Here is an 18,050-nt window from a genome sequence, read left to right on the forward strand (position 1 = left end):
CCCTAAGAAGGCTAAAACAGCATGATCCACGAGATTCTTCCCGTCGGCCCGCTGCAATGTAACTGCTCCATCCTGGGAGATGAAACCTCCCTCGAGGCCATTGTCGTCGACCCCGGCGACAACATTCCCCGAATCATGGCCGTCCTGGCTAACCACAACCTCACTGTCAAAAAGATCGTTATCACCCACGCCCACATCGACCACATCGCCGGAGCCCATCGCCTCAAGCAGCTCACCGGCGCCCCCATCCTCTACAACCAACACGACCTCCCTCTGGTCAAGATGATGGACATTCAGGCAGGCTGGCTCGGCATCCCCACCCCCACCGTCTCAACCCCCGACGACACCCTCGACGACGGCAAGTTCATCGCTGTAACCGGTCTCACCGGCTCCATCCTCCACACCCCCGGCCACACCGAAGGCAGCGTCTGCCTCTACCTTCCCGCCCAATCCCTCCTTCTCGCAGGTGACACCCTCTTCGCCGGCTCTATCGGCCGCACGGACCTCCCCGGTGGCGACATTCGCAAGCTTCTTGCCTCCATCCACGACCGCCTTCTCACCCTGCCGGACGAGGTCACCGTCATCCCCGGACACGGTTCCAAAACCACCATTGGTGCAGAACGAGACTCTAATCCATTTCTTCAAAGCTAGTAAAAACAATCGCTTACATAAAACATTAAATGTACAGCTTTACATGCATCACATGAACTAGTAACTACCGTGGTTCCACCCAGTTACCCTTTTGATTCTTGAAATCCCCTCCGCAAACTCCTCCGCGGATCCCAGCAAACTCACCACCACCCGCCCAGCTTCACCGATCCCGTAAAAGCTCCCTAGATGCACGATCACCCCCGCCTCTCGTAACAAACTCTCAGCAACATCGCCCACCCCATGCCTCTGACGCAGCCGCAGAATCGCGCTCCACCCAGCCTCCACCTTCAGCACCTCGACCCCACCCTCAACCGCAAGCCGCAGATTCTCCCTCACCCGCTGCAAAATCTGCGCCTGAATCCCCCGTCTCTCCGCCAGCCAGACCGGCAGCGCCCGCTGCATCGGCGCGTTCACCGACAGAAAAGTATCCGCAACCACCTCCAGCCGCCCCATCGCCTGCATTCGATCCCTCTCCGGCCCAAGCCCCACGATCCACCCAACCTTCATCTGCGGCAACCCCGCAATCTTGCTCATCCCGCTCAGCACAAACGTCAGTTCCGGGTGCGGCCCCACGGCAAAGCTCGTCAGCCTCATCCCCTCCTCCAGCGGATAGTCCAGAAACACCTCATCCACGATCAGCGCCAACCCGTGCCGCGCACAGATCTCCTCCAGCCGCCCCCGCTCCCCCGCCCCCGTTACGTGCCCGGTCGGATTATTCGGATGCACCACAACCAGAGCCTTGGTCCTCGGCCCAATCCGGCGCTCCAGCTCCGCAAAGTCGATCCACCATCCATAGTCATAGAACAGCGGATAAGGCCTCAGCCGCACATCCTCCAGATCCGCCAGAAAATCGAACAGCGGATAGCTCGGCTGCGCCACCAGCACCTCATCACCCGCGTCGCACAGCAGCCGAAAAAGATACCCATACCCCTCGCTCGTACTGGTCGTCAGCACCACGCTGTCCGGATCAACCTCCGCGCCATGCCCCCCGTAGTACCCGGCAACCGCCTCCCGCGCGAACCTCATCCCACGAGGATCGGGATCGTAGATCATTGCCTCCCCGCTAGCCAAAGGCGCAAGCACAGCCTCCGCGTCATACTCAAACCCACACACCGTAGGGTTCGACACCGTCAGGTCCACCAGCTTCCGCCCCGCCGCCCGCGCCTCGCGAATCGCAGCTGCGAACCCACTCTCCCCCACATCCCAACCCGTCCGCGTCGAAAACCGATAGCTCACCCTTCCATGCTAATCGTTCAGCGAATCCGGTCCCCTCCCTCAACCAAATCCAAACGAAATCCACCGGCATGCAAAACAAAGCGGGCGACGCAATAGCATCGCCCGCTTTATTTGCTTCCCACCCAGGGTTAGAACAGGATGCGGCCTCCAAGCTGGATCACCCGCATCCCCGACCCCTGTGGCGTAGTCGTCTGTGCTGAGATGACGCCAAAGGTGCTCGGGCTGTTCAACACCGCCCCCGGATTGCCCAGGTTGACGAAGTTGAAGACGTTGGTCGCCTCGCCGCGAAACTGGAACTTCACCCGTTCGAAGATCCCAAAGTCACGGAAGATCGCTGCGTCAACGTCTTTGTACCCTGGTCCGCTTATCGAGTTCGGGCTCACCGTACCATCAACATTGCCTGCTCCGGTGCCGGCAGAGCATCCCGCCGAACCGACCCTGCAGTACGCGCTCGTGTCGAACCACTGCTTCCTCTCGATTGCGCGAGACCCGCTGGAACTGTTCACCCGCTCCAGCTTGCCCGGAACAAGGTTCGGCCGATCGTTCGTGTCTCCATCCATGTTGTCATCGCTGCCGCTGGTGATCGTGAACGGCACCCCACTCCGCATCGTGACAATCGCGGAGATGGACCATCCATTCAGCAAATTCTGAACCACCCTGTTGGATTTACCGAAGTAATCCGGCTTCCACACCGCGGCAATCACTGCCTGATGCCGCTGATCGCTATCCGTCCGCTGCCGTTCCAACCCAAGATTGTAGTAGTCCTCAGGCTCGGTCGCGCCACTGTTGCCGATATTGCCCGTCGTCTGCAGCGAAGCACTCGACAGCGCCTTGCTGAACACATAAAAGCCATTGACGCTGATGTGCTGGCTCAGACGTTTTTCCACCGTCACCTGCAGACCCTGGTAGTTCGTGTTTTGCCCATCCTCAATCACATACCCATTGCTCATGTACTTCGACCCCACCGCAGGATTCGCGCACGAGGTTCCCGTCCCGAACGGCAGCGCATCAAAGGGACGCCGGCAGTTGTAGTTCGTCGCCGTGTTCATCGCCGCGTTCGCCGTGTTGTAGATCGGCGCATTCGCATCGATGTACAACGGCAGCTTCCGGCTGAAAGCTCCTACGTAGTTGATGCTGACCGCAAGATCCTTGGTGAACTGCTGCTGCACGCCGAAGTTGGCCTGAATGTTATATGGCCAGCGCATCCCCTGTTGCAGGAACACCAGCGACGCAGGAGACACATACCGCGGATTCGCCTTGTCGTAGAGATACGGAAACGGCGAGGTGCAACCCTGGAAGTCCTGGCAGTCAGTCGAGTAGATATGCTGCAAGCTGGTCACATGACTAAACGCCGCTGTCTCCCTCACCGCAAACGGCTGAAAGTTCTGCGGCAGCATCCACTCATTGCCGCCGATCGTGTCGAAGAACAACCCGGCACCGCCATGGAAGACCGTCTTGCCGTCACGATAAGGGTTGAACGCAAAACCGACACGCGGCGAAACATGGTTGTAGTTCGTGCCGACACCGCTCTGAGGAACTCCCGGATCGCCCGGAAACAACTGTCCCAGGATCGCACTCGGCGAGACCGTAGACTGCACACCCGGCTTGAAGATCGCATACCGGCGCTGCGTATCGGTCGGAGCCGTCTGCACGTCATAGCGCAGCCCCAGGTTCAGGGTCAGCTTCGGAGTGATCCGCCAATCGTCCTGCCCGAAGATCCCATAGTTCCAGTAGTTGGCATTCGCATCGTCGGGCGAGTCCTGACCCACCGCATTCGGATGGCCGATCAGAAAGTCGGCGATGGCTGCTCCAGTCTTCACATAAGTAGCCTGCCCCGATGCGGTGGTAGGAACAGCGGAACTCGTAAAGCTGAACGTGCCGTAGTTATTCAACAGCGTCTCCAGCCTATCCTTCTCCAGATAGATCTCGCCGCCCACAAAGATCGAGTGCTTCCCTCGCGTCGTGTTGTAGACATCCCGCAGACCATACACGTTATCGCCGGCCACCGGACCGCTGATCGCATTTGCAAGATGGAAGAAGTTCGCCACGTTGATATCCGGCAACGAAGGCGTCCCTTGCACATTCAGGTCCGAGCCATAAGCCGCCAGCGAAGTTCCCGGCGTACTGTCGCGGCCCGCAAGCATACGCGTAAAGCTCAGCCACACCTGGTTCACCGACCGCGCCGACACTGTCCAGACATCGCTCACATTGGCCGTCTGCTGCCGGTAGACATAGTTGTTCACCGCCCATCCTGGCAGGTTCGAGCCGGAGGGAAGGTTGCTCTGCGCTCCATTCGATTGGAAGTAGTCCAGCGTCAACCGATGTGCAGCCGTCAACTGCTGATCGCCTTTGATCAGGAACTCGTCCGTCTGATTCGGCAGCCCTTCATTTCCGATAAACCGGTTGTCCGTCCGCCCCGGCGTAGGCAGTGGAACATTCTTCGCCAGCACCGCCGCGGCCACAGGATCAGGATGATAGTTCGGATCGAGATCGAGACGATTGCCCGGCACCGGCTGGTGCGTCACAGGATCGCAGACGATAAACCTTCCGCCATAAGCCGTAACGGATTTATCCGCGGCAGACAGGGCAGTCGCACACGCGCCTAATCCCTTCCCGATCGTCGTGGTCGTAGGCAGATTCTCAGAGAAGTTTCCGGCTCGCTGAAGAGCATCAGGCACAACCGTGTTGAAGTTGACCGGGCTCACCTGTCTCAACCCCGCATAGCTACCGAAGAAGAACGTCTTGTCCTTCACGATCGGGCCGCCCAGAGTCGCACCAAAGCGATTGATGTGCAGCGGCGTCCTCGTCGTCTGCAGCCACGCGTTCGAGTTGAAGTTCGTCTCCTGATGAAATTCGAAGACCGAACCATGTATCTGATTTGTGCCCGACTTAGTCAGCACCGAGACCACACCAGCACCCGTTCGTCCATACTCCGCACTGAAGTTGCTCGTCTGAACCGCAAACTGGTCGATCGCATCCGGGTTCGGCAGAACGTTGCCCGTATTGCGCACACCGGTCATACTCAATCCGCCATCCAGATAGTAGGTCACCTGTCCCACCATATTGTCCGATGAACCGTTGATGATCACATGCTGGCCAGGAAAGCCGACCGTGTTCTCTGTCTGGCTGTTCTGAATCCCAGGCGTCAGGCTCAGAAGTTGATAGACATTTCTTCCCACAATCGGCAGGTTGTCGACCTCGCGGTTATCTACCGTGCGCCCCAGCACAGAGTTCCCCATATTAACCAGAGGAACATCGGTCGTAACCTCAACGACGGTGGTCTCGCCGCCAATCTCAAGCGAGTAGTTCACAGCCGCCTCCTGTGTCGCCGTCAACACAATCCCGCTCTGCGCAATCTCTTTGAATCCCGCAGCACCCACCTTCACCGTATACTGCCCAACCGGCAGAAACTCCGCGCGATACTGACCCTGGTCATTTGTCCTGGTCATGCGAACGAAGTTCGTCTGCGTCTGGGTCAACGTAACCGTAGCCCCGGGAACAATCGCTCCGGTCGAATCTGTCACAATACCGAACATCGTCGCGGTACTCAACTGTGCGGAAGCACGCGGTCCGGCAAACCCAGCCAATATCACGGCGATCAATAGTACGAAGAACGAACTGTCTTGCAACACTCTGCTTTTCATGGGACGGCTCTCCTAAAAATACAGCGTCTGTCTTCGTGTAGGACCAGCTCCCGGAAAAGTCTTTTGAGGCCTCTGAAGACCGCTGCCCTGCACCAACAACGCGGTTCGAAAGAAGCTTTATTCCCTGGGGCGATCAAGCTTATAAGTTTGAAACTCAGTTATAAGACCGCATGGCGAGAAGCACTGTCAAGGCATTTGTTTGAAGCTCAGCTTTATTCTGTATAGACACCTATTCTCCTATGGAACTAGCGCTCCGATCGCACGTAAAGAACAGCTCTCGCAATCTTTAATCGTCCCTACCACTTCAGCCACATCTTCCCCGCCAACCGCATCGGCATGCGTCCCTGCAAAACTCAAAATCAGCTGCCTTACAATTGCCACTCATGGCACTCGTAAAAGCAGTCCTCTTCGACTACGGCATGGTCCTCTCCGGCAAACCTGATCCCACCGCCTGGGCCCGCCTCCTTACCATCACCGGCCTCAGCGAAGAACCCCTCAACCGCGAGTACTGGGCTCACCGCCATGCCTACGACCGCGGCGATCTCAACGCCCAATCCTTCTGGCACACCGTCGCCGCAGGCGCTGGCATCGTCATCACACCCACGCAGTTGGCCCAGCTTATTGCCGCCGACACCGATCTCTGGTCCACCCTCAACCCTCCCATGCTCGCCTGGGTCGACCAGCTCCAGCGCGCCGGCATCCGCACCGGCATCCTCTCCAACATGCCCGACGCCATGGAGGCAGGCCTCCGCGGCCGCCACGCATGGATCGAAGGCTTCGACCATCACACCTGGTCCCACGCCGTCAATCGCGCCAAGCCTGAGCCTGAGATATATCAACACGCCGCCGAAGGCCTCCAGACACCTCCAGAACACATCCTCTTCCTCGACGACAAGGAGGAGAACATCACTGCAGCCCTGGCCGCAGGCATGCAGGCCATTCAGTACTCTACCCACGCCGCCTTCGAACGCGAGATGCAAGCCCGCGGCCTCAACTACCTCCTACAACTTGAGCGGCATACGGACTCCCAAAACGGGAAGCTATAGTACTTCCGTAACGTCTTCGATAAATTCCTCCATTCATCAAGGCTCCAGCGCAAGGAATATTTAAGGTCAGGCTGCACCAGCGTACTGCCCGCAGCCAACAACTCATGAAGACACCGCTCTCTCTCCGACGTGTACGTGCCGGTCTCTGCGGCGTCATAGCTCTCCTCCTACTCGCTTCCCTGCCCCTGGCTGCACAGGCTTCAGCCACCGGCCCGCAGCAACTCCTCTTCACTGGCCTCCTCGGCTCCTCAAATCCCGATCCCACCAACGCGCACTACGCTCAGTTCAACGCTATCAAGTCCGACTCCGCCGGCAATCTCTACCTTCTGCTCGACCAGGGCGACGGCATCCGCCTCCTCAAGACCGATCCCACCGCGACCAACGTACTCGCCCAAACTCATCTCGGCTCAAGCGGCGACATCGGCCTCGCCATGGCACTCGACCCCTCCGGCAACCTCTATCTCACCGGCACCACCACCTCCGGCACCCTCTCCACCACCTCCGGCGCAGCCTTTCCCAGCGCGGCCCCAAACCCGGGCGACACGTCCATTAATTCGTACATCGGCAAATTCGACCAGAACTTGAACACCGTCTTCCTCACCTACGCCGGAAGCCCTCGCACCGCAGCCTCCGCCATCGCCGCCACAGCCGACGCCGTCTTCCTCACCGGCAGCATCTTCGGCTCCGCGCTTCCCGTCACACCCTCCGGCATCATCCAGTCCCCCGCCTCCGGCTCGCTGCAAAACGGCTTTGTAGAAAAGTTCAACACCACCGGAACCACCCTCCTCTATGCCACCTACCTCAGCGGCCAAAACGGCAACACCGCCCCCGCCGCCATCGCAGCCGACGCCGGCGACAACGCCTACATCGCCGGCTACACTACCTCCACCGGCTACCCCACCCTCGCAGCCATCATCCCCGACCTCCTCACCCCCACCTCCGGCTTCCTCACCAAACTCACCCCCGCCGGCGACGGCATCGTCTTCTCCACCTTCATCCCCGGCCCCGGCATCTCCTCCCTCGTCATCGACCCTTCGCCGCAGGACCCCACCACCCAGAATCTCCTCCTCACCGGCTCCATCGCGCCCGGCCAGTTCCCCATCGCCACCGTCTCCTCCCCCTTGGTTAACACCAACTATCAGACCCTCCTCCGTCTCTCCCTCGACGGCAGCACCCTGCTCACCTCCGACCTCCTCGCCCCCGGCACCCAATCCTCCGTTGCCCTCGCACCCTCCGGCGCCGCATGGGTCACAGGTACCCTTACCGGTGAACTCACAGCCAACCCCGCCTGGCTGCTTCCTCTTACTCCACTCTCCACCATCGGCAACAGCTACGCCCTCCGCCTCACCCAACAAAACACCATCGACCAAACCATCCGCTTCGGCGGCCTGCCCATCACCACCGGCGCCTTCGCCAGCGCCCCAGTCACCCTCACCGGCCTCACCGTAGACTCCACCGGCCAACCCACCTTCGCCGGTAGCGCCTCTCCCACGGCCAGCGCCAGTCTCCTCTCAACTGAGACCTATGATCTACCGCTAGTCAACACCCCCACCCCTGCACTTCCCTCTACCCTTCGTTCTGCCGCACTCCCAGCAAGTTCCTGCACGAACGGCAGCCTCTGCTCCGGCTCAGCTGCCTATCTAGCCCAGCTAAGCACCACCGCCGCCCCATCCCTCGCCCTCTCCACCGACGACTCCCCCAACCTCACCCTCCGCAACCTCGGAAGCGCCGACGCAACCAACCTCCAGCTCTCTGCAACGGGATTCACCCTCGCCACCAACTGCCCACCAACCCTCCCTCCTGGTGGCGAATGCGGCATCGCACTCACCGGCCCTGGTCCCGGCACACTCACCGCGCAGGCTGCTAACGCCTCTTCTCAAACCGCAAACCTCCCAGCCACCACAGCCACCCCCAACCCCATCGTCTTCTCCCCAAAAGAGCTCGACTTCGGCATCCAGACTGCTTCCAGCCCGGCCACCACACGCACCGTCACAATCAGCAATCTCAGCCAGCAGGCACAGACCTTCGCCTCCTATACAGGCGTCTTCAATACGGTTCCTCCGCAGTACACCTTCACACAGCAGTCCACGGACTGCACCCCTGCCACCTCGCCAAACAGCTACACCCTCCCTCCCAACGGATCCTGCCACCTCACCATTGCCCTCACTGCCCCCACCACCGCAACCGGCAGCTTCGTCAACGCCTACTCGACCATAGCCTCCCGCAACATTCTCCTCACCGCCTACACCCAACCCACCGACATCTACCTCTCCGCCACCGAGATCGACTTCGGCACCCAGTTCGGTACGCCCTCCGGCGTCGGCGGCAAGCCCGGCATACGCCTCCCACGCTACCTCTACCTCTCGAACAACTCCGCCAACGCCGTCACCCACACCCCCGTCACCCTGCAAGCACCCTTCACCCTCACCGACCACTGCCCCACCACGCTCAACCCCCACACCGTCTGCCAGCTAGAGATCAACTACCAGTCCCCCGCAGCCCCCTCAGCCGACTCCACCACCCTCACCCTCGACGAAAGCCTCACCGTCCTCATCACCGGCACCACCAAACCCCAACCCACCGGCGTCGGCCAGTCCGCCAACCCCAACCTCACCCTCACCCCCGCCGCCGTCACCTTCCCCAACGCCGTCCCCGTCACCACCACCTCCAGCACCACCCAGACCGTCACCATCGGCAACACCGGCCCCGTCGCCTTCTCCCTCGCCCTCACCCTCACCGGCGACTTCACCGACGCCACCGACTGCCCCGCCACCCTCGCCGGCAACGCCACCTGCACCGTCGTCCTCACCTTCGCCCCCTCACAACCCGGTATTCGCCAGGGCCTACTCGCAGTCACCGCAGGTAGCTCTGCCCCCGCCTACGTCACCCTCAGCGGCACCGGCTCCGCCATCCTCACCGCGCCCAACAACACCCTCGCCTTCGGCAGCGTCCCCGTCGGCCAGCCCGCCGTCCAGTGGTACAAGATCACCTCCCCGTTCACCACCCTCACCGCCACCACCTCCGCGCCTGACTTCAAAGCCATCCTTGTCGAAGACATCGGCTTCGGCCACGGCCAACCCTCCACCTCCGCCTTCGTCTCCTCCTTCACCGGCACCTGCGCCAACTGCTGGCTCGGAGTGCAGTTCACCCCCTCAGCCCCCGGCTCCCAGACCGCCGCCGTCACCCTAGCCTCCTCCGGCAATCCCTCCTCCATCACCCTCACGGGCACTGGTACCGCCCTCTCCGGCGTCCTCCTCAGCCCCACCACGCAGGACTTCGGCACCGTCCCCATCAACAGCGCCAGCGCCCCCACCCTCTTCACCGTCACCAACCTCACCGCCGCCCCTGTGACCCTCACAGCACCCACCCCCACCGGAGACTTTGCACTGAGCAACGCCCCCACCGGCGGCTCCCCCTGCAGCGGCCCCCTCGCACCCAACGCCTCCTGCTTCTTCAACGTCGTCTTCGCTCCCACGGCCACTGGCAGCCGCACCGGCACCCTCACCGTGCCGGCCTCCTCCGGCCCAATCACCGCCAACCTCACCGGCTTCGCCTCACCCGACCCCGGCCTCGCCCTCAATCCCACAGCTCTCCTCTTCAACAACGTTCCCGGCCCCACCGCAACCCAGCAAAACATCCTCCTCACCAACACCGGCGCCGCCACCCTCCAGATCGGAACCCCCACCAACGCCACCCCCAGCTTCACCTCCACTAACAACTGCACCACCCTCGCCCCCACCGCCGCCTGCACCATCGCCGTCACCTTCCTCCCCACAACCGCCACCGTCACCGACACTCTCCAGATCCCCGTCACCAGCTCCACCACCGGCCTCGCCACCTACACCGTCCCGCTCTCCGGCGCCTACACCACCGAGAGTGCCGGCCTCCAGATCCTCCCCAACCAGGCCAACTACGCCGCCACCCCCACCAGCACCCTCGGCGGAACCCGCCAGTTCACCATCACCAACCTCACCGCAAAATCCCTCGCCCTCAATATCGCCCTCCCCCGCCAGTTCCTGCTCAACGGCCCCGCCTGCGCCGCCCTCGCTCCTAACGCCTCCTGCAACTTCAACGTCACCTTCCTCCCCCTCACTAACGGCGACATCACCGGCACCCTCTTCGCCCAGGGCACCCCCACCGACGGCTCCGCCACCCTCAACGGCCTCGGCTACGTCGAAGGCTTCGGCATCGGCCCCGCCACCCTCAAGATCACCGGCAACATCATTCCCGGCCAGACCGTCCTCGACTTCGGTCAGGTCCCCTCCGGCCAAACCGCCGCGCAAACCGTCACCCTCACCAACATCGGAGCCATACCGCTCACCATCCGCCGCCTCACCAGCCAGTGGCCCTTCCTCATCACCTCCACCCTCTGCGGCGCCACCCTGCCCCCCACCGTAAGCTGCACCGCAACCCTCACCTACACCCCCCTCAACCAGACCACCACCCCCGGCCCCGCCACACCTGACTCCGGCACCCTCATCATCGAAAGCGACGCCCTCACCGGCCCCGACCTCCTCACCCTCACCGGCCGGGCCGCCCCAATCACCGTAGCCGCACCTAGCAACACTGCCCCGCTGGTCTCCTACGCGCTCTCCCAAAGCTCCCTCACCTTCCTCGCCACCCAGGTAGGAGACCAGAGCGACGTCCAAAGCGTCACCCTGGCTAACACCGGCACCACCACCATCCACATCGCCGGCTTCCGGCCCATGCCCGACTTCACCGTTCAGAGCAACTGCATCGGCACCCTCGTCCCCTCCGCCAGCTGCGTCATCAACATCAGCTTCACCCCCCAGGCCAGCTTCCCCAACACCGTCTCCAACCGCATCAGCGCACTCGAGATCACCTCCGACTCCAGCACCGCACTCGAGTTCCTCTCTATCTTCGGCGTCGCGAACCCATCGCCACTCAACTTCTCTCCCTTCACGCTCAACTTCGGCAGCGTCCAGATCGGCACCTCCGCCACCCTCCCCGTCCAGATCACCAACATCACCACTGCCCCCATCGCCATCCAGACCATCTCCGCCGTCGGCCCCTACACCGCCACCGGCGACTGCCCCACCGAAGGCAACACCCTCGCCCCCTCCACCAGCTGCACCGAGCAGGTCACCTTCACCCCCACCACGCCAGCAACCATCGGCGGACTACTCTCCATCCGCTCCTCCGCCTCAACCCTGCCCATCGAATACCCCCTCACCGGGAAAGGCATCCAGTCCCGTCTCCAGGCCGTCCCCTCCACCCTCAGCTTCAGCAGCATCGCCCTCGGAGCCTCCGCCGCCCAGACCATCACCCTCACCAACACCGGCACCGCCCCCATCACCAACCTCGCCCTCACCATCACCGGCGACTACGCCATCTCCATCCCCTGCGCCACCTCCACGCTCACCCCCGGCAACAGCTGCCAGATCACCGTCACCTTCGCCCCCACCACCCTCGGTTCACTCACCGGCACCATCACCTCCACCGACCCCAACACCGGCCTCCAGAACCTCAACATCCCCCTCACCGGCACCGGAGTCTCGAGTGGAGCCTTCACCCTCACCGTCAACGGAGGCCCCTCCGCCACCCTCACCATCCCCAGCGAGCACGCCGCCGACTACACCCTCCAGCTAACTCCTCAATCAGGCTTCGCCGGCACGGTCATCTTCAACTGCACCCCCGTCAACCCCGGCGCCTGGGCCACCTGCTCGCTCCTCCCCTCCAGCATCACCCTCAACGGAGCCGCCCAAAACTCCATCGCCACCCTCAACACCGTAGCCGAGTACATCCCGCAAACCACAGCAACAAACACCCGTAGCCGAACCCTCCTCTGCCTTCTCCCGCTCTCGGCCCTCTTGTTCTGGAGATCAAAAAACCGCACCCTGCAAAAACACCCCCTCCGCCTGCTCTTGTTCGCAATCATCCTCACTCTACCCACCCTTTGGATCTCCGGCTGCGGCCGAGGCGACACCGACCCCAACCTCCGCTTCACCCCACCCGGCACCTACCTATATCAAGTCACCGCCAGCTCCACCACCGGAGTCCAGCTCAGCCAGACCGTAACCCTCAACCTCATCGTCACCGCTCACTAGCAGTCGCCCATCTGACTCAGCAACCACCGACATCGCCCGAAATTCTCTCACCATCCCATCTCAGCCCATGCGTATAATCGCGACCTATGCGCGATAGACGACATCTCCTCACCCTCTGGGCCCTGGTTCTGTTCACCGTCCCGGCGGTGGCGAGCCCCGCGGCAAACCCCACAGCAAAATCCGATCAGTTCACGCCCCTCATCGCCTCAGCCCACACCCCCAACGCCCGGCCCTTCCTCGGAACCGACAACCGCATCCACATCGTCTACGAGCTTCTCCTCACCAACACCAACGCCACCCCGGCAACCCTCCAAACCATCGACGTCGTCGACGCCTCCTCGCCTTCGACCGTCCTCGCCGGCTACTCCGGCAAGCAGCTCCTCACTCACCTGCGAAGCACAAACGGCGCACCCGTCACCGACACCACCATCGAGTTCAACGGCTCGCGTCTCTTCCTCCTCGACATCGCCCTCGATCAGTCCGCATCTCTCCCCGCACACCTGGCCCACCACCTCGAGCTGCTGGGCGGGGCCACACCAGCGCGCGAACCCGCCACACCAACCCATCTCAGCTACACCGCCGCACCCATCACCCTTCTGCACAAACTCCCCACCATCGGTCCGCCCCTCCGCGGCAAAGGCTGGGTCGTCCTCAACGGATGCTGCGGCCTCACCGGCGCCCACCGCTCTACCGGCCTCGCCATCAACGGAGACATCTTCTACGCCCAACGCTTCGCCATCGACTGGATGCTCCTCGACAAAGAGGGCCGCCTCATCCACGGAGACGCCGCCAACGTTCGCAACTACACCGCATACGACGCTGACGTCATCGCAGTCGCAGACGCCACCGTCGTCAGCACACGCAACGACCTCACCGACCAGGTCCCCGGAGTCATGCCCGACCCAAAGACCATCAACCTTGAAAACGTAGACGGAAACCACGTCGTCCTCAATCTCGGCGACGGAGTCTTCGCCTTTTACGCGCACCTGCAAAAAGGGTCTGTCCTGGTCTCGCCAGGCGACCACGTCAAACGCGGCCAGCTCCTCGGCAAGCTCGGAAACACCGGCAACACCTCAGGGCCGCACCTGCACTTTCACCTCATGGAAGGAGCCTCGGAGTTAGGCTCGAACGGCATCGCCTACGCGATTGATCACTTCGACTTCGCCGGCCAGATCTCCGCGCAACAGTTTCAAGACGCCAAGGATCTCGAAGGCGTCTGGAACAAAGGCCTCTTGCCCACACCCTCGCCACGCCACGATCAGTTCCCGCTCGACCTCGACATCATCGACTTCCCAACCCGGTAGAAGCCAAAGTCTCGTCTTGCTCCCGCCACCAGCAACACCGCTCCGGCAAACAGCAGAGTATCCCAGACGTAGTTCGCCCCCTCCAGCACCGCCGGAGCCCCCGACGCCATCAGCAGAATAGGCAGATAAAGAAACAGCGTCAGCAGAGTCATCACCAAACCCACCGCCGTCGCCCCGTCGCGGCAATATCTCCTCGTCAACATCGCCACTCCGCCCCCAAGATAAACCAGCCCCGTCAACAGCGCCCAAACATGAGGCCCCGGCACCCACGGCGGCGTCAGTTTACCCAACGGAACCCCCGGCGCAAACTGCGGATACAGGATCAGCTCTACGCCGTACACCATCAGCACAACAGCAAAGATCACCCGCCCAATCCACACCGCTAAACTCTCACCGCCATCTCGCGACCCACCCCACAAAGACCCAGCAAGCGCCAGCGCCCCTGCACCAAAGCTGAGATCCCGCAGCGCCACATTCCAGATGATTCTGTCGTGCACCTGCGCCACCGCATTCGGCACATGGATCATCATCACAAACAGAAGAAACATGATCGCAAGCAGCGTCGCGGTCAATCGAACACGTATCCCAAGCGCCAGACTAAAAGCCGCAGCGATCAACGCAATGCCAACGAGGTACACCCAGAACAAACGCGCCGGCATCCACACAGGAACAACGCCAAGTATCACCTTACCGAGCGCCAGATGCTCCACACCAAAGGCTGCCAGCGGCGCAGCAAACAACACCCGTCCGACGGCAACAAGTTTGTCCAGCCCCACCGCCCTCTGCAACTCTCGTCTCGCGGCGACAAATCCAATAACAAGAACAATCACTCCAGCAGCACAGATCCACACATTAGAACTCGGCGTCACACCCACCTCTTCCATGGCGCCCAATCACCAGGCCCTACCGCATCTTAGAGCGGCGGTGTGCGCTGAACCAGTTCCACTTCTATGATCTTCGGTATAGCCACTCCACGCGTCGCTGGATACAGAAAGCCTGCCACAACCAAAGAAGCAAGCAGACCGTGCCTCATGTCACTCTCCTTCAGACAGCGCCGCCGCAACGCTCTAATTCGTAGACACGCAGCCCGAGCGGCGTCCAGCCAAGCCAAAACGTGACCCCCAATCTCATCGTCACGCCACAAACCAGCAGACAAACCCTATTGTTTCATTACCCTATGTCTGCCAGACCACATAGGAGTATACTGGCGCTTTGATGCCGCGAGCTTCCTGGTCTTCGCGCAATCCTGGGAGGAAAACGATGGCAGCCGCGAAGCTTTTATTAGTCGACGACGACGAGACAATACTCCTTACCCTCGACATCATTCTAAGAAAGCATGGCTTTGACGTGACGATTGCTGCAACCGTAACCGAAGCTCTCAAGCGCATCAGCTCCGAGGTCTTCGACGTCCTTCTCAGCGATCTCCACATGCCCGGTCCAGGAGACGGCCTCACCGTCGTCAGCGCCATGCGGCACGCCAACCCAAAAGCCGTCACCATACTGCTGAGTTCGTTTCCCCAAATGGACGCCGCGGCTCAGGCGATCCTGCTCCAGACCGACGAAATTCTCGTTAAGCCAATGGACGTAAACATGCTGGTGGATGCCATCAAACAACGGCTCGCCGCCGGCCCCACTCGTGTCCGCATAGTCGAGAGCGTCGCCACCATTCTTGAACGCTCCACCGAAAGCACCATCAGCGACTGGTACGAACTCGTCGAAAAGGAAGAGTCGTTGATGGCAATTCCAATGACATTCCAACTGCGCTCCGGCCATCTACCTCAGGTCTTCTTGGATCTCGTCCTGCGTCTCCGTTCCTCAAAGATTCTTGGCACCAAAGAAATCTTCTCGGAGGCAGCCACAGAGCACGGCACCACACGCCGCAGACAGGGCTATACCGCTGCCATGATGGTCGAGGAGTCGCGCATGCTCCAGGTCAGCGTCTTCAACACCCTGCAGAAAAACCTCGCGAACATTGACTTCAGCGTTGTACTGATCGGAGTTATGACCATCGCCGACGAGATCGATTCACAACTCGCTCAGGCAATGAAGAGCTATCTCGCAGAGTCCGTCGTCGACGCTCTTCCCGCATAAAGATGAGCTTCCTGCATAAAGCACCTCAGTCCACCAGCCAGACCATCACCATCAAACGAATCGTCATCGCCCATGAGACCGTTGCCGCCGCTGCATCGGAGTGCTCGACTCGTCCCCATCCATCATCTCAGCCGCTCCTGCAGCAGATGCTCCGAGACACGGATTGCGTTCGCAATGATCGTCAGCGAGGGATTCACCGCACTAGCCGACACAAAGCACGACGCATCAACCACGTAAAGATTGTCCAGATCATGGACCTTGCAATGCACATCCAGAACATTTGTGCTGGGATCTTCTCCCATGCGGCATGTGCCGTTCTGATGCCCCACGCCCTCCAGCGGAATGCGTTTCTTGAAGTAAGCGTGCAGCGGAACCTGAGCCGTAGCATGGCCTGCCTTCTTTAGAACATCGACCCAGCGTTCCTTCAAACGATCAAAGGACTTTACATTGTTCGGCATATAAGCGAGTTGAATCCGATGCGGTGCGTTCGTGGTCACCGGTTCAGATTGATTGGTCTGCCCTGTATCGCCGGATGGATGCGCCCCAACCACACCGGGCTGAACGTCTTCGACCGACAGCGGGGTCGTGTTATGCAACGTGACCCGATTTTCGGGGTCGGGCAGGTCCTCCGTCGTCAACCACCACGGCACCGCATGATGTTTCATTGTCTCCAGCACAAACCCCGGAGTCAGGGGCGGCGCGTCACCCTTCATCATCTCGTGGTGGAAGCTGCCCACCGGTTGAACCTGCCCAAGGGGAAAGGGATACGCCGGATCACTGTCTTTCAGGTAAAAGTCGTTCGTGCCCCAGGTCTTGGTGTAGGCATCCTCATTGCGCTGGGTCGACAAAGCCAGCAGCGCGTCCGCCTGGTGATACATAAAGTTGCGCCCCACCTGATCCGACCGATTGCCAAGTCCATTCGGGTGCTTCTCGTTCGCAGAGGCAAGCAGCACCACCGCGGAGTTGATCGCGCCTGCACAAAGGGCAAAGATACCCGCCGTGTAAGTAGCCGTCCGATCCGACCGCGAAGGAGACAGCGCATCGCTCTTACTCTGCTCCGAAGCGTTGCCATAAGCGCTTCCAGGGCCCGAATGGATCACCTCGACCGCAGTGACGGCCGTACCCGTTGCGTTCGTCAGCAGGCGAGTAACGCGCGTGTTGGTCATCAAGGTCACATTCGAGAGGTGCATGATCTCTCGAATGCAGTTAATGTCAGCGTCCGACTTTGCATGAACCAGGCACGGATAGCCGTCGCAGGTGTCGCAACGCGCACACTTCGAGGCCACCGGATCGGCCTCATTCCGTTTAAGCCCTAACGGTATCGGAAAAGTATGAACTCCAAGCCTGCGAACGTCATCCTCGATCGTCTGCATTCGGGGTTCATTCGACAAGGCAGGATAGGGGTACGGCTTCGAATGAAAAGGCTCCGTAGGATCAAACGAAGACCCGAATCCACCTGGGACGGACGGCGCAGACCCAAGATCGCCGTGTACATGAAAGAGCTCTTCAGCACGCGTGTAGTACGGCTCAAGATCCGCGTAGCTGATAGGCCACGCCGGTGAGATTCCGCCTTGGTGGCGAATCACACCGAAGTCCTCGGCCCGCATCCGGAACATCGCTGCCCCGTACACCTTCGTCTGGCCTCCAACGTAATACGCCTGCTGTGGGTGCAGATCCTGGCCTTCTTTGTTCTGCCACACCTCTTTGGTGTGATACCGATTGTCGAGGAAGACAGCGGAGGTGTCCCAGTTCAACTTTTCCTGGGGCAGGAACGGCCCACGCTCCAGAATGAGAATATTCTTGCCGGCCAGCGCAAGATGCATGGCAAGCGTACCGCCGCCCGCTCCGGTACCAATCACGATCGCATCATATTGAGAGGACATGCTCTTAGGATGCACGAAAAATCCATCGTTCCTCGCCTCTCACCAAAAATTCAAGGAAGCCGCACAGGCGCAAAGGACCACTTCTCTCCTCCGCAACAAAAATCGTCTTTCAGCGTGGCTCTTCGTT

General features: G+C 60.9%; 9 protein-coding genes. 5 read left to right on the forward strand and 4 right to left on the reverse strand.

From position 1 onward, the window contains the following. The first annotated feature begins 21 nt into the window (after positions 1–21). The gene (locus tag HDF08_RS08470) at positions 22–651 is read left to right on the forward strand and encodes an MBL fold metallo-hydrolase (RefSeq protein WP_179638035.1); all 630 of its coding nucleotides are present in this window, start codon (positions 22–24) and stop codon (positions 649–651) included. A gap of 57 nt (positions 652–708) precedes the next feature. Here the strand turns inward: HDF08_RS08470 and HDF08_RS08475 are convergent, their stop codons facing one another. Further along, on the reverse strand, positions 709–1,887 hold the full coding sequence (locus HDF08_RS08475) for a pyridoxal phosphate-dependent aminotransferase (protein WP_179638036.1): 1,179 nt from the start codon (positions 1,885–1,887) through the stop codon (positions 709–711). A gap of 128 nt (positions 1,888–2,015) precedes the next feature. After that, positions 2,016–5,531: a TonB-dependent receptor gene (locus HDF08_RS08480; RefSeq protein WP_179638037.1), complete on the reverse strand. Its 3,516-nt coding sequence runs from the start codon at positions 5,529–5,531 to the stop codon at positions 2,016–2,018. Positions 5,532–5,914: 383 nt separating this feature from the next. Here HDF08_RS08480 and HDF08_RS08485 point away from each other — a divergent pair, with 383 nt between their 5' ends. The 3 genes from HDF08_RS08485 to HDF08_RS08495 all read left to right on the forward strand — a co-directional run bounded on the left by HDF08_RS08485 (position 5,915) and on the right by HDF08_RS08495 (position 13,949). Beyond that, entirely contained in the window at positions 5,915–6,577 is a 663-nt protein-coding gene (locus HDF08_RS08485) for an HAD family hydrolase (RefSeq protein ID WP_179638038.1), read from the forward strand. 104 nt (positions 6,578–6,681) lie between these two features. Further along, on the forward strand, positions 6,682–12,645 hold the full coding sequence (locus tag HDF08_RS08490; protein WP_179638039.1) for a choice-of-anchor D domain-containing protein: 5,964 nt from the start codon (positions 6,682–6,684) through the stop codon (positions 12,643–12,645). A gap of 86 nt (positions 12,646–12,731) precedes the next feature. Continuing rightward, entirely contained in the window at positions 12,732–13,949 is a 1,218-nt protein-coding gene (locus HDF08_RS08495) for a M23 family metallopeptidase (protein WP_179638040.1), read from the forward strand. On the opposite strand, the gene HDF08_RS08500 is transcribed toward HDF08_RS08495, so the two are convergent. Further along, positions 13,904–14,818, reverse strand: coding sequence for a hypothetical protein (locus HDF08_RS08500; RefSeq protein ID WP_179638041.1), 915 nt, complete (start codon positions 14,816–14,818; stop codon positions 13,904–13,906). The genes HDF08_RS08495 and HDF08_RS08500 overlap by 46 nt on opposite strands. A 391-nt stretch (positions 14,819–15,209) precedes the next feature. Here HDF08_RS08500 and HDF08_RS08505 point away from each other — a divergent pair, with 391 nt between their 5' ends. Beyond that, positions 15,210–16,040 carry a response regulator gene (locus HDF08_RS08505; RefSeq protein ID WP_179638042.1) on the forward strand — a complete coding sequence of 277 codons (831 nt, stop codon included), beginning with the start codon at positions 15,210–15,212 and terminating at the stop codon, positions 16,038–16,040. Between the two features lie 122 nt (positions 16,041–16,162). Here the strand turns inward: HDF08_RS08505 and HDF08_RS08510 are convergent, their stop codons facing one another. Beyond that, on the reverse strand, positions 16,163–17,923 hold the full coding sequence (locus HDF08_RS08510; RefSeq protein ID WP_179638043.1) for a GMC oxidoreductase: 1,761 nt from the start codon (positions 17,921–17,923) through the stop codon (positions 16,163–16,165). Between the last annotated feature and the right edge of the window lie 127 nt (positions 17,924–18,050).

It is taken from the genome of Tunturiibacter empetritectus (assembly GCF_013410875.1).
Taxonomy (GTDB): domain Bacteria; phylum Acidobacteriota; class Terriglobia; order Terriglobales; family Acidobacteriaceae; genus Edaphobacter; species Edaphobacter empetritectus.

What these genes read in the sequence shown, in the direction of transcription:
- HDF08_RS08470 (WP_179638035.1), top strand. Translation starts at nt 22, where the DNA reads ATGATCCACGAGATTCTTCCCGTCGGCCCGCTGCAATGTAACTGCTCC.
- HDF08_RS08480 (WP_179638037.1), bottom strand. Translation starts at nt 5,531, where the DNA reads ATGAAAAGCAGAGTGTTGCAAGACAGTTCGTTCTTCGTACTATTGATC.
- HDF08_RS08485 (WP_179638038.1), top strand. Translation starts at nt 5,915, where the DNA reads ATGGCACTCGTAAAAGCAGTCCTCTTCGACTACGGCATGGTCCTCTCC.
- HDF08_RS08490 (WP_179638039.1), top strand. Translation starts at nt 6,682, where the DNA reads ATGAAGACACCGCTCTCTCTCCGACGTGTACGTGCCGGTCTCTGCGGC.
- HDF08_RS08495 (WP_179638040.1), top strand. Translation starts at nt 12,732, where the DNA reads ATGCGCGATAGACGACATCTCCTCACCCTCTGGGCCCTGGTTCTGTTC.
- HDF08_RS08505 (WP_179638042.1), top strand. Translation starts at nt 15,210, where the DNA reads ATGGCAGCCGCGAAGCTTTTATTAGTCGACGACGACGAGACAATACTC.
- HDF08_RS08510 (WP_179638043.1), bottom strand. Translation starts at nt 17,923, where the DNA reads ATGTCCTCTCAATATGATGCGATCGTGATTGGTACCGGAGCGGGCGGC.